The 20,898-nt window shown below is 74.6% G+C and carries 11 protein-coding genes; all 11 read left to right on the plus strand.

Annotation, left to right across the window (positions count from 1 at the left end; translation table 11 throughout):
* Positions 1–5 precede the first annotated feature (5 nt).
* Entirely contained in the window at positions 6–1,874 is a 1,869-nt protein-coding gene (locus BLA60_RS02075; RefSeq protein ID WP_075130937.1) for an oxidoreductase, read from the plus strand.
* The gene (locus BLA60_RS02080; protein WP_075130938.1) at positions 1,871–3,571 is read left to right on the plus strand and encodes a B12-binding domain-containing radical SAM protein; all 1,701 of its coding nucleotides are present in this window, start codon (positions 1,871–1,873) and stop codon (positions 3,569–3,571) included. The genes BLA60_RS02075 and BLA60_RS02080 overlap by 4 nt, the downstream gene beginning before the upstream one ends.
* 9 nt (positions 3,572–3,580) lie before the next feature.
* The gene (locus tag BLA60_RS02085; protein ID WP_075130939.1) at positions 3,581–4,369 is read left to right on the plus strand and encodes a creatininase family protein; all 789 of its coding nucleotides are present in this window, start codon (positions 3,581–3,583) and stop codon (positions 4,367–4,369) included.
* Entirely contained in the window at positions 4,366–4,728 is a 363-nt protein-coding gene (locus BLA60_RS02090) for a 4Fe-4S dicluster domain-containing protein (protein ID WP_075130940.1), read from the plus strand. The genes BLA60_RS02085 and BLA60_RS02090 overlap by 4 nt, the downstream gene beginning before the upstream one ends.
* A gap of 121 nt (positions 4,729–4,849) precedes the next feature.
* Entirely contained in the window at positions 4,850–6,340 is a 1,491-nt protein-coding gene (locus BLA60_RS02095; protein WP_211288560.1) for a class I adenylate-forming enzyme family protein, read from the plus strand.
* Positions 6,337–7,503: an acyl-CoA dehydrogenase family protein gene (locus tag BLA60_RS02100; RefSeq protein WP_075130941.1), complete on the plus strand. Its 1,167-nt coding sequence runs from the start codon at positions 6,337–6,339 to the stop codon at positions 7,501–7,503. The genes BLA60_RS02095 and BLA60_RS02100 overlap by 4 nt, the downstream gene beginning before the upstream one ends.
* A gap of 17 nt (positions 7,504–7,520) precedes the next feature.
* On the plus strand, positions 7,521–9,332 hold the full coding sequence (locus BLA60_RS46115) for an ABC transporter ATP-binding protein (RefSeq protein ID WP_075130942.1): 1,812 nt from the start codon (positions 7,521–7,523) through the stop codon (positions 9,330–9,332).
* The gene (locus BLA60_RS02110; protein ID WP_084734545.1) at positions 9,329–11,113 is read left to right on the plus strand and encodes an ABC transporter ATP-binding protein; all 1,785 of its coding nucleotides are present in this window, start codon (positions 9,329–9,331) and stop codon (positions 11,111–11,113) included. Before BLA60_RS46115 ends, BLA60_RS02110 begins: the two co-directional genes overlap by 4 nt.
* A complete protein-coding gene (locus tag BLA60_RS02115; RefSeq protein WP_075130943.1) occupies positions 11,110–12,357 on the plus strand; it encodes a condensation domain-containing protein in 1,248 nt (415 codons plus the stop codon). The genes BLA60_RS02110 and BLA60_RS02115 overlap by 4 nt, the downstream gene beginning before the upstream one ends.
* A 4-nt stretch (positions 12,358–12,361) precedes the next feature.
* Positions 12,362–16,132, plus strand: coding sequence for a non-ribosomal peptide synthetase (locus BLA60_RS02120; protein ID WP_075130944.1), 3,771 nt, complete (start codon positions 12,362–12,364; stop codon positions 16,130–16,132).
* On the plus strand, positions 16,129–20,898 hold the full coding sequence (locus BLA60_RS02125; protein WP_075130945.1) for a non-ribosomal peptide synthetase: 4,770 nt from the start codon (positions 16,129–16,131) through the stop codon (positions 20,896–20,898). Before BLA60_RS02120 ends, BLA60_RS02125 begins: the two co-directional genes overlap by 4 nt.

Genomic DNA, 20,898 nt, shown 5'->3' on the forward strand with positions numbered 1-20,898 from the left:
AGCCGATGCCCGTGACAGCGGCCCTGCACCCCCGTCCACCGGTGCTGCGGCGCTTCGGTCAGACCGGGCTGACCGTCGCCGAGGTCGGCCTGAGCATGCCCGACCACCGCCCCGAGCTGGTCGGGGCCGCGCAGCGGCTGGGCATGCGGTTCCTGTGCCTGCCGGCGCCGGTGCCGGCCGGGGTGCTCGCCGAGGCCGGCGGGGACACCCTGCTGGCCACCTCCGGCGCGTTCCGCTCGGCCGGCCGCTGGGCCGCGCCCGACCCGCCCGGCGACCGGGGATGGGACCTGCTGATCGTCGACCCGGTGGGGGACCGGGGTTTTCTCACCGACTTTCTCACGGCTGCCCGGTCGGCCATGGACGCCGGCCGGTTCGGCGCGCTCGCCGCGCGGGCGCACGACCGGGCCGGTGTGGCCCGGGTGGTCGAGGCCGGCGCGTTCGCCGCGGTGGAGCTGGCCTTCGGCCCGCACCACCAGGACCTGCTGCTGGAGAGCCTGCCGCTGCTGCGGGAATGGGCCGGCGCGGTGATCGTGCGACTGGTCCCGTCGGCCGGCGGTCCCCGGACCGGCCGGTGGTTACGCGCCGAGGCCGGCGGCCGGACCCTCACCCAGCTCACCGTGCAGGCCGCGCTGCTGTCCGACGTGGTCTCGGTCGTCGTCGGGCACCCCGGCGACGAGACCGACCTGCGGGAGCTGGTCGCCTGCTCGCGGGACCTGCCGCCGCTCACCCCCGCCGACACCGCCGCGCTCGACCGGGCGCTGAGCGCAGACGGGGCACCGTCCCACCTCGCCGAGCTGCACCGGCGGCGGCCGGCCTCACCCCGCACGGCACGCCGGCTCGACGACGCGTGGACGCTGGGGCCGCTGCGGGTGGGCAACCGGATCGTCCGCTCCGGCGCCACCGAACGCGCCGTGGACGAGGAGTGCCTGCCGACCGGCGCGATGGTCTCGCTGCACCGGGACCTGGCCGCCGGGGGCGCCGGCATGGTGATCACCGGCTACCTCGCGGTCACCCGGGACACCAGGGCCAGCCGCAGCCACGGCGTGTTGCGCCCCGGCCCGGCCGTCGACGCCTGGGCCGGCCTGCTGACCACCTGCCGCCGGGCGGCCGACGGCGACGTCGTGTTCTGCGCCCAGCTCGGCCACGGCGGCGTGCTGTCCACCGGCTCGTTCGACGAGCGGGACGTCGTGGCGAGCTTCACCGAGGCGGCCAGCGCCGCCGAGGCCGCCGGGTTCGACGCCGTCCAGTTGCACGGCGCGCACGGCTACCTGCTGGGCCAGCTGCTCGCCGAGCAACCGCCGCTGCGCACCGGCGCCACCGGTCGCCACCACGGCCTGGACCTGGTGCGCCGGGTGATCGGCGCGGTCCGGGCCGAGATCGGCGACCGGCTGGCGTTGCTGCTCAAGCTCAACTGCTCGGACTTCGTCACCGCCGGCTACGACCAGCGGGACTCGCTGGTCGCCGTCCGGGCGCTGGCCGACACCGGGATCGACGGCGTCGAGTGGAGCGGTTGGGTGCCCGCGGCGCCGGCCGCCCGCACCCCCTCGCGGCTGGGGGAGGTCGAGGTCCGCTCCGAGGGGTTCTTCGTCCCGTTCGCCGCGCGGACCAAGGCGGAGAACCCGCACCTGGCGGTCGGCACCTGCGGCGGGTTCCGCAGCGCCGACGGCATGACCAGGGCGGTCGCCGACCACGGCCTGGACTTCGTCTCCCTCGCCCGGCCACTGGTCGCCGAGCCCGACCTGCCGCGCAAGATGCTCGGCGGCCAGGCGCGGGCCCGGTGCGACGGCTGCAACGAGTGCCTTGCCAAGCACGTCCGTCCCCTGCACTGCCCGCGAGCACTGGTGCTGACACCGATAGGAGAAGCCGGGTCATGAAGCGGATCGCCCTTGTGCTGCCCTCCAGCGACGAAAAACGGTCCTCGGCCATCTCCCAGGCCGGTGCCGAACACCTCGGACTCGGCTACATCGCCGCCTACCTGCGCCAGCACGGCTACCACGTCGACGTGTTCAACATGCAGGTGGACAACTACCTGTCCTACTGGGAGCTCGCCGAGGACGGCCCGGCCAAGTCGGTCGAGGAGACCGTGGCGCAGATCCTGCGCGGCGAGCCGGACCTGGTCGGCATGTCGATCACCGGCATCACCATCAACCAGGCGCTGCGGATGAGCTACCGGATGAAGGAGCTGCGCCCGGAACTGCCGATCATCTGGGGCGGCCACCAGGCCTTCTACAGCGCCCGCGACCTGATGGAACGCGAACCGTGTGTGGACGCCGTGGTCGCCAGCGACGGCGAGATCACCATGGTGCGGGTGATGGAGGCGCTGTCCTCGGGCGGTGACCTCGCCTCGATCACCGGCCTGTACCTGCGCACGCCCGAGGGCCGGATGCGCTACACCGGTCCTCCGCCGGAGCCAGCGCTCGACGAGCTGCCCGAGCCGGCCCGCGACACCCTGGAGGAGATGATCGCGCGCGGCCTGCACGTCACCGACGCGCGGATCACCACCAGCCGGGGCTGCCCGTTCAAGTGCACGTTCTGCGTCGACCCGTCGCTGGGCTACCGGGTGAAGTGGCGGGCGCGCAGCGCGGAGCTGGTGGTGGCCGAGATGAAGAACCTGGTCGACCGGTACGGCATCGAGTTCTTCTGGTTCAGCGAGGACAACTTCATCCCGTCCACCCGCCGTGGCCGCGAGCGGGCCTCCCGGATCGCCGACCTGATCATGGAGTCCGGGATGCGGATCGGCTACCGGGCACTGATGCGCGCCGACGCCATCGTCGGTGAGCGGGCGCTGATCGAGAAGATGATGGACAGCGGCCTGAGCTGTGTCTACATCGGCGTCGAGTCCGGTTCGCCGCGCCGGCTGGAGTACTTCAAGAAGCAGGAGTCGCCCGAGGAGTACCGCGAGGTACTGGAGATGCTCGCCCAGACCCGGGTGGGCCTGCAGATCGGGTTCATCATGTTCGACCCGCTGACCACCTGGGAGGACCTGCGCATCGACGGCCGGTTCCTGCACTCCATCGGCCAGATGTACCTGTACTCCAACTACTGCCAGACGCTGGACGTGTTCCCCGGCACCGAGATGTCCATGATGCTCATCCAGCGCAGGCTGCTGGCCGCCGACTTCAGCTACGACTCGCCCTACGACGAGTACGACTGGGAGATCCCGGCGATCGGTTCGCTGGGCCGGGCCTACATGAAGGGCTACACCGAGGAGCAGATCGAGGCGGACAAGCTGTTCCAGCGGTTCGCGGTGGTCGACGTGCCGGGGATCTGGCGGCAGGTCCGCGGCGGCGAGCGGCCGGAGAGCGTGGCGCTGCGCGTGCAGGAGATCGCCGACCGCCACCTCGGCGAGCTCAACGACGCCGGCCTGCGGTTCTTCGAGGACAGCCTCGACCTGGCGTCGTCGGCCTGGGACCAGGACTCTTTCGACGCCCGCCGTAAGCAGCACCTGGAACGCACGCTGGAGATCAGGGACCGGATGTGGGAGGACCTGCGTGAGCTGCCCTCGGACATGCTCGACGAGATCACCTGTCTGCGCGGCGCGAAGGTCGGCGCCCGGTCCGAGTTCTGCTAGCGGGCCGGCATGCCGCTGATCGACGAGCTGAGCACGACCGAGGTCACCGACCTGCGCGCGCGGCGCGACCCGACGGCCGTGCTGGTCACGGGTTCCTGCGAGCAGCACGGCGCGCACCTGCCGCTGGACACCGACACCTACCTGGCCACCCAGGTGGCGACGGCGGCGTGCACGGTGACCGGGGACGTGCTGCTCCCGTCGCTGCCGTTCGGGTACAACGAGAAGGAGCTGGGTTTCGCCGGCACGGTGTCGGTGCCCGCGCGCCAGTACCTCGACCTGGTCGTCGGGATCGGGGAGTCGCTGCGCCGCTCGGGCTGGCGGCGGCTGGTGATCGTCAACGGGCACGGCTGGAACAACGACCTGCTGCGGGTGGCGACCCACGTGCTCAACGAGACCGCCGGCCTGACGGCGGCGTGCTGCTCGTACTGGAGCCTGTGTGCCGACGAGGTGGCCGAACTGCGGGAGTCGCCGGTGCCGGGCGGGATGGCGCACGCGTGCGAGTTCGAGACCTCGCTGATGCTGCACCTGCGACCCGACAGCGTCCGCACGGACCTGGTGGTGGACGAGATCAGCTACCGGCGGCTGCCCTCGACCCACCACGACCTGCTGCGCAAGTCGGCCGTCTGTCTGCCGGAGGATTTCGCCGTGCTGAGCACCAGCGGGGTCATCGGCTCGCCGTCGCTGGCCACGGCGGACAAGGGAAAACTGTGGTTCGACGCCGCGTCACGCCGGCTCGGCGAGTTCCTCGTCGCCTTTCGTGAGGAATTCCCCGGGTCCGAGTTGGAGAGGACACCATGACCTGGGTGATCACCCGGTTGTGCCGGGACTGTCTCGACCTGACGTGCCTTGAGGTGTGTCCGGTGAACTGCATTGTCGAGCGTACGGGTGAACCGTCGCCGGAATGGCCCAACCAGCTCTACATCGTGCCCAACGAGTGCATCGACTGCGGCGCGTGTGAGCCGGAATGCCCGTACGAGGCCATTTTCGAGGAGGAGTCGGTGCCGCCCGAGGTGTCCGACGACATCGCGCTCAACTATCGCGTCGAGGACCATCGCGACGAGTTCGCCACGCCTCCTGGTTCGAGTGACGGCACGGTTCCCTCGCCGGAGGAAGTCGTGGCGAACAAGGTGAAATGGGGTGTTCCGGAGAACTACTGACACGGTGTTTGACAAGCTCCGGTCGGGTCCGGTAGTCATGGTGCAGGTCGTGTGCGAGCGCGCGCCGATCCGGGGACGACGCGGGGGTTTCCGTATGTCACGAAGTCCGATGTAGACAATCGTGCTGGTAACCTCGGAGCCGCGCACGATCCTGTCGGCGTTGGCCTCCCGCGACCCCGACGGTCCGGCTCTGGTCGACGCCGCCGGCACGGTCAGCCGTGCCGAACTGGCCGCCCTGGCCACGACCACCGCCGCCTGGCTGACCCGCCGGGGCGTGCGTCCCGGCGACCGGGTCCTGGTGCGGGCCGGCGCCCACCGCACGACCGTCGCCGCGCTGTTCGGCTGCCTGCGGGCCGGCGCGGTGTTCGTCCCCTACGCCACCGACACCACCGGCTACCAACTCGCGCACCTGGTGGCCGACGCCGACCCGGCGCTGCTGCTCACCGACGACCCCTCCGATCTGGACAACGTTCCCGGCGTCGGAGCCGTTCCCGGTGCCCTGGTCGACGAACTCCGTGCCGCGGAGCCTGTTTCCGAGGCGCCCGACCCGCCGGTCGGGCCCGATGACCTGGCGCTGCTGCTGTACACCTCGGGCAGTACCGCGCGACCCAAGGCGGTGGCCTGCACCCATGGCCAGGTCGCGTTCGCCGCGCGGGCCGTGGCGGCCAGGGTGCGCTACCGCGCCGAGGACGTCGTGCTGTGCCGGCTGCCGCTGTCGTTCGACTACGGCCTCTACCAGACGTTCCTGACCTTCCAGGCCGGCGGGACGCTGGTACTGGCCGACGCCACCCGCGACGCCCGGTTCCTGGTGGACCTCGCGGCCACCGGCGTGACCGTGCTGCCGCTGGTGCCCTCGCTCGCGACCATGCTGCTGCGGCTGGCCACCCGCCGCGCCACGCCCGCGCTGACCTCGCCGCGCCTGGTGACCAGCACCGGCGAACACCTTCCGGCGGCGACGATCGCCGGGCTGCGGCGGGTGTTCCCGCGCGCCGGCGTGCAGATCATGTTCGGTACCACCGAGTGCAAGCGGATCACCGTGCACGAGGTGGACGGTGACCGGGACCGCCCCGGCTCGGTCGGCCGCCCGCTGCCCGGCACCAGCGTGCACATCCTCGACGACCAGGGCCGGGAGGTGCCGGCCGGCCGGTCGGGGCAGATCGCCGTGCGCGGCCCGCACCTGATGGCCGGCTACTGGCGCGCGCCCGAGCAGACGGCGGCGCGCTACCGCCGCGACGCCGGCGGCGGGCGGACGCTGCTCACCGGCGACCACGGCCACCTCGACGCCGAGGGCTACCTGTACTTCGACGGCCGCCGCGACCACCTGTTCAAGCTGCGCGGTGTCCGCACGTCCACGGTGGAGATCGAGGACGCGGCCGGCCGCGTCCCCGGCGTCGACCAGGCCGTGGTCCTGCCACCGGACCAGAACCGGGAGGCGGTGCTGGTGGTGGTCGCCTCCGCCGGGCCGGAGCAGGTCCTGGCCGGGTTGCGCGCGTTGCTCGGCCCGGCCCGCACCCCGGCCACCTGCCGGGTCGTCGCGGCGATGCCGTTGACCGCCAACGGCAAGGTCGACCGGCGGGCACTGGGCCGGCTCGTGGACGGTGGTCGGTCGTGAGCACGGACACGAGTGCCCGGGTGGCCGCCGTGCTGCCGGTGCTGCACGCGCACGCCGGGGAGATCGACGAGCACGCCACGTTCCCCACCGCCGGACTCGACGCCCTGGCGCGCCAGGGCCTGCTCGGGCTGCTGGTCCCGGCCGAGCACGGCGGCCTCGGCGGCGACCTCACCGACCTGGTGGCGGTCGCCGCAGACCTGGCCGCCGGCTGCATGTCGACCGCGCTGGTGTGGGCGATGCACTGCCAGCAGACCGACTCCCTGGTCCGGTTCGCCACCCCGTGGCTGGCCGGCCACGTGCTGCCCAGGATCGCCGCCGGCGAGGTCTACCTGGCATCGGTCACCACCGAGCCCGGCAAGGGCGGGCACCTGCTGACCGGGGTCGCGCCGCTGGAACGGACCGGCGACCTGCTGCGGCTGGACCGCGACGCCCCGGTCGTCACCGGCGGCCTGCACGCCACCGGGTTCCTGATCACCATGCGCGCCTCGGACGAGGCGACCGCCAACCAGCTCAGCCTGGTCTACGCCGACCGCGACCAGCTCGACCTGACCCGCGCCACGGACTGGGACACCCTGGGCATGCGCGGCACCGAGAGCGTCGGGCTGAGGATCTCCGGGGCGGTCCCGGCGCACCAGGTCGTCGGCGAGCCGGGCGGGTTCCGCACGGTGGCGGTGGAGAGCATGGGGCCGGTCGGACACCTGGCGTGGGCGGCGTGCTGGCTGGGCACCGCGCGCGGCGCGTTCGCCGACCTGGTGTCCTGGCTGCGGTCGGACAGGCGTTCCCGGAGCATCGACCTGTCCTCGGACCTGGTGGCCGAGCGGCTGGCCCGCATCCGGATGGACCTCGAACTCGTCTCCGGCTACCTGCACCGGGTCACCGGCGAGATCACCGCCCTGCGCGCGGCGGGGGAGTCCCTGTCCGGGACCGACACCCAGATCCACCTCAACACCCTGAAGGTCACCTCGGCCGAGCTGACCTTCCGCGCGGTCGACCGCATGGTCGGGCTGGCCGGCCTGACCGCCGGGTATCGCCGCGACTCGCCGCTGGCCCTGGAACGCCGCTTCCGCGACCTGCGTTCCGCCAGCCTCAACTACGCCGACGACCGGCTGCTCACCTCGACCGGCGCGCTGACCGTGCTGGACCGCGCCGTGCGGCTCGCATGACCGACGGGAGAGGGCCGATGCCGGCTCGGCTGACGGAGTTCCTGGCGCGCCGGCGCCGGCTGCTGGCGCTGCTGGTCCACGCCGGCCCCGGCCCGCTCGCGGGGCTGCTGGCCGCCCACCTGGTGACCGCCCTGGCCGCGGCCGCCACGTCGGTGGCCACCGGCTGGCTGCTCACCGGCGCCCTGGCGAGCTCCGCGGTCGGCGAGATCCTGCTGCCGCTGGGGCTGGTGGCGGTGCTGGTGCTCGCCGGCCAGTGCGTCGAGATCGCCAGGGAACCGCTGGACCTGTTGGCGGCACGCCGGATCGACGGCGCGCTGCGGTCGGCGGTCCGGGACCGGGTGGCGCGGCCGAGCGGGATCGCGCACCTGGAGGACCTCGACCACGCCACCGACGTCGCGCGGGTGTCGGAACTGGGTGGCTGGCGGACCAGGACCCCGGGCACCGGTGCGGTCGGCCAGCTCCTGCTGCTGGGCCGGTTGACCAGCGCGGTGCTGTGCGCGGTGGTCCTGGCCTGGTTCGCGCCGCTGCTGGCGGTGTGGCTGCTCGCCGTCACCCTGGTGATGCGGGCCGGTATCCGCCGGCACTGGGTGCGGCTGAGCCGGACCTGGGACGAGCACGCCGGCGCCCGGCGGCGGGCGGAGTACTGGGCCGACACGCTCACCGAGTCGCCCGCCGGCAAGGAGGTGCGGCTGTTCGGCCTCGGTCCCTGGCTGACCGAGCGGTACCGCGAGCAGGCGCGCGGCTGGCTGACCGAGATCTGGCGCGACCGCCGGGGAATCCTGCGCCGCCAGTGGTGGACGTTCCTGCTGGCACTGGCCGCCGGGTTCGCCGCCCTGTACGTGCCGGGCGCGGCGCTGGCCGCCGGGACAGTGGACTTCGGCGGGCTGATCACGATGGTGCTCGCCGCGTGGGGCGTGTTCGCGGCCGGCGCCATGGGCCACGAGGCCTTCGACATCGAGTACGCCCTCGGCGCGCTGCGTGCCCTGGACCGGCTCGACCGGCACGTCGCCGTGCGGGCCGGCGGCGACCGGCCGGCGCCGGACTCCCCGGTGCGCCTGCGGTTCGAGCGTGTCGGGTTCCACTACCCCGGCGGTGACCGGCCGGTGCTCGACGGGCTGGACCTGGACATCGGCCCGGCGGAGGTACTGGCGGTCGTCGGCCGCAACGGCGCCGGCAAGACCACGATGATCAAGCTGTTGACCGGGTTGCACGAGCCGACCGGCGGGCGGATCACCCTCGACGGCACCGACCTCGCCGACGTCGACCTGACGTCCTGGCGTCGCCGGGTCACGGCCGTGTTCCAGGACTTCGTGCACTACCCGCTGACCGTGCGGGAGAACGTCGCGCTCGGCGCGCCCGAGGCCGGCGCGGACGACGGTCCGATCCTGGCGGCGGTGGCCGCCGCCGGGGCCACCGGCCTCGTCGACCGGCTGCCCGACGGCCTGGACACCCTGCTCACCCGCGAACACTCCGGCGGGGTCGACCTGTCCGGCGGGCAGTGGCAGCGGATCGCGATCGCCCGGGCGCTGTTCGCGGTGGCCAACGGCCGGCAGGTGCTGATCCTGGACGAGCCGACCGCGCACCTGGACGTCCGCGCCGAGGCGGAGTTCTACGACCGGGTCATCTCGGCGGTGTCCGGGGTGACCGTCGTCCTGATCTCCCACCGGCTCTCGACCGTGCGCCGCGCCGACCGGATCGTCGTGCTGGACAACGGCCGGGTCAGCGAGTCGGGAAACCACGGCGAGCTGATGGACCACGGCGGCGAGTACGCCGGGCTGTACCGGTTGCAGGCCGGGCGGTTCGCCGAGGACACCGAGGGGGCGGCGTGAGGCGCGGCGGGGTGATCGGCGGGATGCTGCGGCTGGCGTACACGGCCGACCCCAGGGCGACGGTGACCGCGCTGGTACTGGCGTCGGTCAACGCCTTCGCCGTCGCCGGGACGGGGCTGAGCGTGCGGGCGGTGGCCAACTCGACCGGGTCCGGCGGGCTGGTGCTGGCGGCGGGGATCGGCGCGCTGGCCTACGGGCTGATCGCCGCGGTGGGGCGGGTGCAGCACAACCTCCAGGTCGACCTCAAGGAGCGGGTGGACATCGTGCTCTCCGCGCGCCTGTTCACCCTGACCTCGCGGATCCCGACGCTCCAGCACCTGGAGCGCACGGAGTTCCTCGACCGGCTGCGCCAGCTGCGCACCAGCACCGAGACCCTGGCCGGCGCCTGCTGGGCGGCGGCCGCCGCGGTGTCCTCACTGGTCAGCCTGGGGCTGAGCGTGTGGCTGCTGGCCAGCGTGCACCCGGCGCTGGGCCTGTTGGTGCTGCTGGCGGTGCCGCCGCTGGTGTTCTCCCGGCGCGCCACGGCGATCCTCGGCCGGGCCAGGGACGCGACCGCCGACGCCGACCGGCGCGAGGACCACCTGCACCGGCTGGGCACCCGGGCCGAGGCGGCGAAGGAACTGCGGATCAGCGGCAGCGACCGGACCGTCGACGCGCGGGCCGGCGCCTACTGGGACACCGTCACCGCCGGCCTGGTCCGGGGTCAGCGCCGGGCCGCGCTGTGGAAAGCCGCCGGCTGGGCCTGTTTCGCCGTCGGTTACCTGGCGGCGCTGGCGTTCGTCGCGTACCTGGTCGCCCGGGGCGGCGCCGGTGCGGGCGACCTGCTGATGGTGGCCAGCCTGTCCGGCTACCTGCGCGCCCAGCTCCAGGACACGGTCTCCGGCGCGACCGAGCTGGCCGAGGGCCGGCACACCATGGGCCACCTGCGCTGGCTGGAGCGGCACGGGGCCGACGCCCGGCACCCCGGCACCGAGCGGCCGCCGGACCGGCTGGCCGACGGGATCACGGTGCGCGGCGTCGACTTCACCTACCCGGGCACCGACGTGCCGGTGATGTCCGGCGTGGACCTGCACCTGCCGGCCGGCGCGGCGGTGGCGGTCGTCGGGACCAACGGCGCCGGCAAGACCACCTTGGTGAAGCTGCTGACCGGCATGTACGAACCGACGGCCGGCGAGATCCTGGTCGACGGTGTTCCGTTGCGGCGACTGGACCTCGACCGGTGGCGGAGCCGGGTCAGCGCCGCGTTCCAGGACTTCAGCAGGTTCCAGGTACGCGCCGGGCACGCGGTCGGAATCGGCGACCTGCCGCGCGCACACGACCGGGAGGCGGTCGCCTCGGCGATCGAGCGGGCCGACGCCGGTCCGGTCATCGACCGCCTTCCCTCCGGTGTGGACAGCCAGCTCGGGTCGGTGTTCGGCGGCGCGGAGCTGTCCCACGGCCAGTGGCAGCGGCTGGCGCTCGGCCGGGCGGTGATGCGCCGAGACCCGCTGCTCGCGGTGCTCGACGAGCCGACCGCCGCGCTCGACCCCCAGGCCGAGCACGACCTCTACGAGCGGTTCGTCGGCGCCGGCCGCGACGGGCGGGCCGCCACCGGCGCGATCACCCTGCTGGTGTCCCACCGGTTCTCCACGGTGCGGATGGCCGACCTGATCGTCGTGCTGTCCCACGGGCGGGTCGTCGAGCACGGCACGCACGCCGAGCTGATGGCGCTGGGCGGCCAGTACGCCGACCTGTACGGCACCCAGAGCGCCGCGTACGCCACCGGCCGGGACGGCTCGTGATCTCCGGCCCGCTGTGCTTCGGCCAGCGCTCGATCTGGCGGTCGATCCGGACCAACCCGCTGGTCGACGGCATCCGCTCGCAGCTCACCAGCCTGGAGCCGCTCCCGGTCGGGACCACCGGGGAACGGGTCCGCGCGGCGGTGGAGGCGTTGTGGCGCCGGCACGAGAGCCTGCGCACGACGTTCGACACCACCGGCGAGGACGTGGCCCAGGTCGTCCACCCCCGGGCCCGCGACGTCCTGGAGGTCGTCGCCGCCGGCGATCGGGACGAGGCCGCAGCTCGCGCGCGGGAGCTGTTCGCGACGCCGCTGCGGCTCACCGGGGAGTTCGGCTGGCGGGTCCGGCTGATCACCGTGCCGCACGGCCCGCCGTCGCTGGCGGTCGCGGTGCACCACATCCTGGCCGACGGGTGGGCGCTGCGCCGGCTGCTGGCCGAGCTCACCGCCCTGTCCACCGACCCGGCGCCGCTCTCCCCGTCACCGGTGGCGCTGGCCCGCGACCAGCACTCCGAGGCGTGGTCCGACCGGCGCGCGTCCGCGCGGACCTACTGGACGCGGCTGACCGACGAGTTCGGCGTGGCCGCCGAGGACCACCTGGCGGAGGAGCGGATCAGCGGCTCGGTCGACCTGGGCGGCGTGAGCGGTGTGGTCGCCGACCTGGTGCGCCGCCACCGGGTCGGCGCGCAGACGGTCGTGCTCGCGCTGTTCGCCCTCGGCGTCCGGGCGAGCACCGGCCGGGAGCGGATCCTGGTGCACCTGATGGTCGCCAACCGGCTGCGGCCCCAGTGGCGCGAGTACGTGACGTCGCTGAACCAGATCATCCCGGCCGGGATCGTGGTCGACGACGCCGACACGTTCGCCGGGCTGCTGCGCCAGGTCGAGTCCGCCGGGATGGCGGCGCTGCGCAACGGCTGCCACGACGTCGACGAGGCCGCCGCGATCACCGGGCGCCCACCGGGCTCGGTCGTCGACCACGTGCTCAACTACATGCTCCCCGCCTGGCCGGACCTGCCGGCCGATCCCGGCCCCGCGCCGGTGACCGTGACCGCCTCGACCCGCCCGGCGATCGCCGGGATCTACGGGGTGCTCACCCGGGGCGAGCGGCCGGTGCTGGACCTGCACGTCGACGCCCGGCGCTACCCCGAGCCCCGGTTGCGCGGCTTCCTGCGCGGCACCGAGAGGTCCCTGCGACTGCTCGCGACCCGGCCACAGGCCCGGGTCGGCGACCTGACCGGCCTGTACTGAGGTGATGCCGGTGCTGCCCCTGTCCTTCGCGCAGCGCCGGCTGTGGTTCCTGGACCGTCTCGCCGGGCCGTCGGCCACCTACAACCTGCCGCTGGCGCTGCGCCTGACCGGCGCGCTGGACGTGCCGGCCCTGCGCGCCGCGCTGGGCGACGTGCTCACCCGGCACGAGGCGCTGCGCACGGTCTTCCCCGACCGCGACGGCGAACCCCACCAACAGGTCCTGCCGCCCGACCCGCGCCTGACGGTCCGCCCGCTGCCGTCCGCCGACGTGCCGGCCGCCGCCGCGGAGCCGTTCGACGTGACGGCCGAACCGCCGCTGCGCGCGACCCTGTTCACCGGCGACGCCGAGGCGCTGCTGCTGGTGGTGGTGCACCACATCGCCGCCGACGGCGTCTCGCTGGGGCTGCTGGTCCGCGACCTGGCGACCGCCTACCGGGCCAGGGCCGGGCACGGCGGGCCGCCGGCCTGGGCCGAACTGCCGGTCCAGTACGCGGACTACACGCTGTGGCAACGGGAACTCGTCGACAGCGTCCGTGACGACCAGCTCGCCCACTGGCGCTCGACGCTGCGTGGTCTCCCCGAGATCATCACCGTGCCACCCGACCGGCCCCGGCCGGCGATGGCCAGCCACCGGGGCGCGCTGGTCCCGGTCGACCTCGGCGCCCGCCGGCACCGCGACCTGGCCGCCCTGGCGCGCCGGCACGACTGCACGGTGTTCATGGTGCTGCACGCGGCCCTGGTGGTGCTGCTCACCCGGCACGGCGCCGGCACCGACGTCCCGGTCGGCACGGTCGTCGCCGGGCGCACCGAGGCGGACCTGGAGGACCTGGTCGGGCTGTTCGTCAACACGCTGGTCCTGCGCACCGACACCGGCGGCGACCCCACCTTCGGTGAGCTGCTCGGGCGGGTCCGGCGGGTGAACCTGGCGGCGCTGGCCCACCAGGACCTGCCCTTCGACGTCCTGGTCGAGGCGCTGAACCCGCCGCGCCGCCTGGCCAGCCACCCGCTGTTCCAGGTGATGCTGGCGCTCGAACGGCACGACCCGTCGCCGCCCGACCTCGGGCCGGTCACGGCCGTGCGCCGGGACCTGGACGTGCCGGCCGCCAAGGTCGACCTGACCTTCCAGCTGCGCGAACACCGCGACGGTGTGGACGGTTTCCTGGAGTACGCCACCGACCTCTACGACGAGCCGACCGCCCGGGCGGTCGTGGACCGGTTCGTGCGGGTGCTGGACGCGGTCGTGGCTGACCCGGACCGCCGCGTCGGCCGGATCGGCCTGATCTCGGCCGCCGAACGCCGCCGGGTGCTCGTCGACTGGAACACCACCGGCCGCGACGTCCGGCCGGGGCTGCTGCACGAGGCGGGCGGCCACCAGGGGATCGCCGTGGTGGCCGGCGACCGCCGGCTGACCCGCGCCGACCTGGACCGTCGCGCGGACGCGTTGGCCCACCGGCTGGTCGAGGCCGGGGTGCGGCCCGGGGCGGTCGTCGGGGTGGCCCTGCCCCGGTCGCCGGAGTTCGTGATCGCGGTGCACGCCGTCCTGCGGGCGGGCGGCGCGTACCTTCCGCTCCCGCCCGACCACCCGCCCCAGCGCCTCGCGTACCTGGTCAGCGACGCCCGCCCGCGCTGCGTGGTGGGCGACCCCGCCCCGTTCCACGACGAGGTGACCGTCGTCGGCGTCGACGAGACCGCCGTCGCGCCCGGTGACCTGCCGCGACTCACACCGCACCATCCCGCCTACGTCCTGTACACCTCCGGGTCCACCGGCCGGCCCAAGGGTGTCGTGGTCTCCCACGGCGCGGTGGACAACCGGCTGCGCTGGGCGCAGGCCGAGCTGCCACTTGGACCGGCGGACCGGGTGCTGCACAAGACCCCGGCCGGGTTCGACGTCTCGGTGTGGGAGCTGTTCTGGCCGTGGCGCGCCGGCGCGACGCTGGTGCTCGCCGAGCCGGGCGCGGAGTGGGACCCGGCGCTGATCGCCGGGGAGATCGCGCGGCACGGCGTCACCGCCGCGCACTTCGTCCCGTCGATGCTGCGGGCGTTACTCGCTGAACCGCCGGTCGCCGCGCCGGCCCTGCGCCGGGTGCTCAGCAGCGGCGAGGCCCTGGCCGCCGACACCGCCGGGGCGTTCCATCGCCGCTACCCCGGGGTGGAGCTGGTGAACCTCTACGGCCCGACCGAGGCGGCCATCGACGTCACCGCACATCGTTGCGTACCAGGCGATCCACTGCCCGTCCCGATCGGACGTCCGGTGTGGAACACCCAGGTCCGGGTGCTGGACGACGGGCTGGCGCCGTGCCCGGTCGGCGTGCCGGGCGAGCTGTACCTGGCCGGCGCGCAGCTCGCCGAGGGCTACCTCGGACGCCCGGCGCTGACCGCCGGCCGGTTCGTCGCCGACCCGTACGGGCCGGGGCGTCTGTACCGCACCGGCGACGTCGTGCGCTGGCGCCGCGACGGCGAGCTGGAGTTCCTCGGCCGGGCCGACGACCAGGTCAAGCTGCGCGGCCACCGGCTCGAACTCGGCGAGATCGAGAGCCTCCTGCTGGCCGACGACTCGGTCGCCGACGCCCGCGCCACCGTCCACGACGGGCAGTTCCTCGCCGCCTACGTCACGCCGGCCCCCGGCCACCGGCCCGACCCGGTGGCCCTGCGCGGTGTCCTCACCGCGCGCCTGCCAGCCGCGGTCGTCCCGCCGGTGACCGTCCTGCCGAGTCTTCCGTTGGGCCCCAACGGAAAACTCGACCGGTCCGGGCTGCCGCCGCCGGCCGCCGCCCCCGCCGGCCGGCCGCCGGGCACCCCACGCGAGCGGGCCGTCGCCGCGCTGTTCGAACAGGTGCTCGGCGTCACCGGCGTCGGCCTGGACGACGACTTCTTCGCCCTGGGTGGCCATTCCCTGCTCCTGGTGCCCCTCGCCCGGCGCCTGCGGACGCGGTTCGGTGTCGACGTCGCGGTGCACGAGCTGTTCCTCGCCCCGACCGTCGCGGCGCTCGACCGCCGCCTGGCCGGGGCCGGTCATGACCCCGACGGGCACGCGCCGCTGCTCACGCTGCGCCCCGGCGGCGAGCGCCCGCCGCTGGTGTTCGTGCATCCCGCCACCGGGCTGAGCTGGTGCTACTCCCGGGTCCTTGACCACATCGACCCCGACCGGCCGGTGTACGGGCTCCAGGCGCGGACCGCGCACCCGCCCGGCTCGGTCGCCGAGATGGCGCAGGACTACCTGGCCATCGTTCGCGAGATCCAGCCCAGCGGGCCCTACCACCTGCTCGGCTGGTCGTTCGGCGGCAACGTCGCGCACACCATGGCCGCCCGGCTGCGCGCGGCCGGCGAGCAGGTGGCGCTGCTGGTCCTGTTCGACAGCCACCCCACCCTCGTTCGCCGGTCGCCCCCCGAGCGGGAGCTGCTGGCGACCGCGCTGGAGAACCTGCTCGGCCGCCCACCGGACCGGGTCGCCACCGACGCCGGCATGCTCGATGCCCTGCGGCGGGCGTACCCGCCGCTGGCCGACGCCACCGACGACCAGGTCCTGGCCGTGGTGCGGGCCGGCGCGCACCACGTGCGGTTGCAGGCCGGCGCCACCCCGGAGACCTTCGACGGGGACCTGACGGTGGTCGTCGCCGAACGCGACGGGCCGGGGGAGCGGTGGGACCCGTTCGTCACCGGTCAGACCACCGTCGTCGGGGTCGACGCCGGCCACCACGACCTGTTCTCCACGGCGGCCCCGGCGACCGGCGCCGCCCTGTCCGCGATCCTGCGCACCCCGGGGAAGGTTCGATGACCAGCCTGTTCGACGCGTTCCAGGCGCAGGCGCGGCGCACCCCCGACGGGATCGCCGTCGAGTGCGCCGGCGAGCTGACCACCTACGCCGCGCTGGCCGCGCGGGCCGACGCGCTGGCCGCGCGGCTGGTCCGCTCCGGCGCCGGTCCGGACACCCTGGTCGCGCTGTCCCTGCCCCGGTCGACCGATCTGGTGGTGGCGCTGCTCGCGGTGACCGGCGCCGGCGCCGCCTACGTCCCGCTCGACCCGGCCCACCCGGCCGCCCGCAACCGGTTGATCCTCGACCAGGCCAGGCCGGTGACCGTGCTCGACCGGGTGCCGCCCGACGGTCCCACCGGGTTCGTCGCCGTGCCGCCGGCCGAGGAGACCCTGGCCTACGTGCTGTTCACCTCGGGCTCCACCGGCGTGCCCAAGGGCGTCGCGGTCACCCACGGCAACCTCGGCGCGCTGCTGCGGGGCTTCGCCGAACGGCTTCCACTGTCCACACAGGACCAGATGCTGGCGGTGACCACCGTCGGGTTCGACATCGCCGGGCTGGAGCTGTTCGGCCCGCTGCTCGCCGGCGCGCGGGTCGTGCTCGCCACCGCCGACGAACAGCGCGACCCGGTGCGCCTGGCCAGGATCCTGCGGCGGGGCGACATCACCGTCGCCCAGGCGACACCCCCGCTGTGGCAGGCGATCCTGGAGACCGGCGAGGCCGACCTGCGCGGCGTGCGGGTCGTGACCGGCGGCGAGGCGCTGCGGGAGAAGCTGGCCGCCGGCCTGCTGGCCGGCGCGCACACGGTGATCAACGGCTACGGCCCGACCGAGGCCACGGTCTACGCCACCGCCGCGACCGTGCACACCGCCGGGGACGCCGTCTCCATCGGCACCCCGGTCCCCGGCACCACCGCCCACGTCCTGGACGACGCCCTGCGCCCGACCGACACCGGCGAGCTGTACCTCGGCGGCGCCGGCATCGCCCGGGGTTACCTCGGCCGCCCCGACCTGACCGCGCAGCGGTTCGTCGCCGACCCGTTCGGCCCGCCGGGCGCGCGCCTGTACCGCACCGGCGACCTCGTCCGCCGCCGAGCCGGCGGCGACCTGGAGTACCTCGGGCGCACCGACTCCCAGGTCAAGATCCGCGGCTTCCGGGTCGAGCCGGGGGAGGTGGAGGCCGTCGCGAGCACCCTGCCCGGTGTCCGCGCCGCCGCGGTCGTCGCCCACGAGGACGACCTCGGCGGGCGGCGGCTGGTGCTGCACGCCGTCCTCGACGGTGACACCGGTGACCTGCGCGCCCGGCTCGCCACGCTGCTGCCCGACCACCTGGTGCCCTCGGCCGTGGTCGGCCACGACCGGCTCCCGCTCACCCCGACCGGCAAGATCGACCGGGCCGCGCTGCCCGCACCCGACTTCGGCCGCCCGGCCGGCGACGCGCTCCCGTCCGGCGTGCGCGAGGAGGCGTTGGGCGCGCTGTTCGCCGAGGTCCTCGGCGTCGACCGGGTCGGAGCCGAGGACGGATTCCTCGACCTGGGCGGGCATTCGCTGATGGCGACCCGGCTGCTCGGCCGGCTGCGCGCCGACCTCGGCCTGGAGCTGACGGTCGGCGAGTTCTTCGCCGCGCCGACCGTGCGCGCGGTCGCCCGGCGCGCCAGGCCAGCGCCGCCGCTGCCGGCACCGGTCCGGCACCCCGACCGGGACCGCGTGCCGCTGTCGCACTCCCAGCGCCGGTTGTGGTTCCTCAACCAGTTGGAGGAGCGGGGCGCGACCTACACCATCCCGCTGACCCTGCACCTGCGCGGACCGCTGGACGTCGACGCGCTGCGCGCCGCGCTGGCCGACGTGGTCGAACGCCACGAGAGCCTGCGGACGGTGTTCCCGCAGTCCGAGTCCGGCGAGCCGTGGCAGCGGGTGCTGTCCGGGGTGGTCCCGGCGCTCCCCGTCGTACACGGCGACACCGCCTTCCCGCGCGAGGGCGTCGACCTGGCCACGCAGATCCCGTTCCGCGCCGAACTCGTCGTCCTCGGCCGCGACGACCACCTGCTGCACCTGGCCCTGCACCACATCGCCGGCGACGGCTGGTCGCTGACCCCGCTGGTCACCGACCTGCTGGCCGCCTACGCCGCCCGCCGGTCGGGCAACCCGCCGGACCTCGCGCCGCTTCCCGTGCGGTACACCGACGTCACCCTGTGGCAGCGCGACCGCGACCACACGGCCGGCCTCGACCACTGGCGCGCGGTGCTCGCCGGGCTGCCCGAACAGCTCGACCTGCCCTACGACCGGCCGCGCCCCGCCCGCGCCTCCTACCGGGGCGACACGGTCACCGTCACCGTCGACGCCGCCACCCACGACGCGCTGGCCGCCCTCGCCCGCGCCGAGGGCGCGACGGTGTTCATGGCGGTGCACGCCGTGCTCGCCGCCCTGCTGACCCGCCTGGGCGCCGGCACCGACATTCCCGTCGGTACCCCGGTCGCCGGGCGCGACGACGACGCGCTCGCCGGCCTCGTCGGGTTCTTCGTCAACACCGTCGTCCTGCGCGCCGACACCTCCGGCGACCCCGCGTTCCGCGCGCTGCTGGCGCGGGTGCGCGAGGTCGACCTTGACGCGTTGCGCCACCGGCAGGTGCCGTTCGAGCTGCTGGTGGAGGCGCTGAACCCGGCCCGGTCGCTGGCCCGCCACCCGCTGTTCCAGGTGCTGCTGGTCGCCCAGCACCCCGGGACGCCGTTCGCGGCGCCCGGCCTGGAGGTGCGGGCGAGCGAGCCGTCGCTGGGCGTGGCCAAGTTCGACCTGTCGTTCAGCCTGACCGAGAACCCGGGCGCGGGGATCGAGGTGGTGGTGGAGTTCGCCACCGACGTGTTCGACCGCGCCACCGCCGAGCGGATCGCCGGCTACTTCCTTCGCCTGCTGCGGGCCGCCGTCGCCGAACCCGACCGGCCCGTCGGCGCCCTGGACATGATGACCGCCGCCGAGCGCCGCCAGGTGCTCGCCGGGTGGAACGCCACCACCCACCCGGTGCTCGACCGGACCCTGCCCGACCTGCTGGCCGCGCAGGCCGCCAGGACCCCCGACGCGGTCGCCGTGCGGTACGAGGACGAGTCGGTCAGCTACGCCGACCTGGACGCGCGGTCCAACCGGATGGCCCGGCTGCTCGCCGGCCGGGGCGTCGGGCCGGAGACGGTCGTCGCGCTGGCCGCGCCGCGCTCGGTGGCCATGCTGGTCGGGATGCTCGGCGTGGTGAAGGCCGGCGCGGCCTACCTGCCGGTCGACCCCGACTACCCCGACGAGCGGGTCGCGTTCATGCTCGCCGACAGCGACCCGGTCGGCGTGCTCACCACCGCCGGCGGAACTCTGCTGCTCGACGGCCAACCTTGTGACCTGGCGACCCACTCACCCGCTCCGGTCACCGACGCCGACCGGGTTCGGCCGCTGCGCCCCGACCACCCGGTGTACGTGATCTACACCTCCGGCTCCACCGGCCGTCCCAAGGGCGTCGTGCTGCCCGCCCGGGCCATGGTCAACCTGCTGGCCTGGCACGCGACGGTCATGGGCGGCGGGGTCGGTGTCACGACCGCCCAGTTCGCGTCGCTGAGCTTCGACGCCGCCGCGCAGGAGATCTTCTCCGCGCTGACCTCCGGCAAGACGCTCGCCGTGCCGCGCGAGGACGTCCGCAAGGACACCCAGCGGCTGGTGCGGTGGCTGGCCGGGCTGCGGGTCAACGAGCTGTTCGCGCCGACGCCGGTGGTGGAGGGCATCGGCGAGGCCGCGCGGGAGCTGGGCCTTGACCTGCCCGACCTGACCGACATCGCCCAGGCCGGCGAGGCGCTGACCTTCCACCGCGCGGTCCGCGACTTCTGCGCCGCCCGGCGGGTGCACAACTACTACGGCCCGACCGAGACCCACGTCGTCACCGGCCTGACCGTCGCGGCCGAGACGGTCGAACGCGGTGACACCCCGTCGATCGGCGGCCCGATCTGGAACACCCGCTGCTACGTCCTGGATCCCGCGCTGCGCCCGGTCCCCGTCGGGGTGTCCGGCGAGCTGTACCTGGCGGGGCGGCAGAACGCGCGGGGCTACCTGCGGCGCCCCGGTCTCACCGCGCAGCGGTTCGTCGCCGACCCGTACGCCGGGCCGGGGGAGCTGATGTACCGCACCGGCGACCTGGCCCGCTGGCGCCCCGACGGCACCCTGGACTTCCTCGGCCGCCGCGACTTCCAGGTCAAGATCCGTGGTTTCCGGGTGGAGCTGGGCGAGATCGAGGTGGCGTTGTCCCGCCGGCCCGAGGTCGCCCGGGTGGTGGTCGTGGCCCGCGAGGACCGCCCCGGCGACCGCCGCCTGGTCGCCTACGTCGTGCCGGCCGGCGTCCGTCCCGACCCCACCGCCCTGCGCCGGGCCGTGGCCACCGTGCTCCCCGAGTACATGGTCCCCGCCGCGGTCGTCGTGCTGGACACGTTCCCGTTGACCCCCAACGGAAAGCTCGACCGCGCGGCGCTGCCCGCCCCGGACTACACCCAGGTCTCCCGGGCCGTGCCGCCCTCGGGCGAGCGTGAGCACACCCTCGCCAGGCTCTTCGCTGACATCCTCGGCGTCCCGGCCGTCGGCGCCGACGACAACTTCTTCGAGCTGGGCGGCCACTCCCTGCTGGCGACCCGGCTGATCAACCGGATCCGCACCGAGACCCGGTGCGAGGTCACCATCATCGACCTGTTCGACAGCCCCACCGTCCAGGGCATCGCCCAGCGCCTGCGCGAACCGGCCCGCCCCCGCCCCACGCTGCGGCGCCGCCGCTGA

This window comes from Actinophytocola xinjiangensis (assembly GCF_001921215.1).
GTDB lineage: Bacteria > Actinomycetota > Actinomycetes > Mycobacteriales > Pseudonocardiaceae > Actinophytocola > Actinophytocola xinjiangensis.

Excerpts from the sequence above, each read along its gene's own strand:
- BLA60_RS02085 (WP_075130939.1), top strand. The coding sequence starts at position 3,581 with ATGCCGCTGATCGACGAGCTGAGCACGACCGAGGTCACCGACCTGCGC.
- BLA60_RS02075 (WP_075130937.1), top strand. The coding sequence starts at position 6 with ATGCCCGTGACAGCGGCCCTGCACCCCCGTCCACCGGTGCTGCGGCGC.
- BLA60_RS46115 (WP_075130942.1), top strand. The coding sequence starts at position 7,521 with ATGCCGGCTCGGCTGACGGAGTTCCTGGCGCGCCGGCGCCGGCTGCTG.
- BLA60_RS02080 (WP_075130938.1), top strand. The coding sequence starts at position 1,871 with ATGAAGCGGATCGCCCTTGTGCTGCCCTCCAGCGACGAAAAACGGTCC.
- BLA60_RS02125 (WP_075130945.1), top strand. The coding sequence starts at position 16,129 with ATGACCAGCCTGTTCGACGCGTTCCAGGCGCAGGCGCGGCGCACCCCC.
- BLA60_RS02120 (WP_075130944.1), top strand. The coding sequence starts at position 12,362 with ATGCCGGTGCTGCCCCTGTCCTTCGCGCAGCGCCGGCTGTGGTTCCTG.
- BLA60_RS02090 (WP_075130940.1), top strand. The coding sequence starts at position 4,366 with ATGACCTGGGTGATCACCCGGTTGTGCCGGGACTGTCTCGACCTGACG.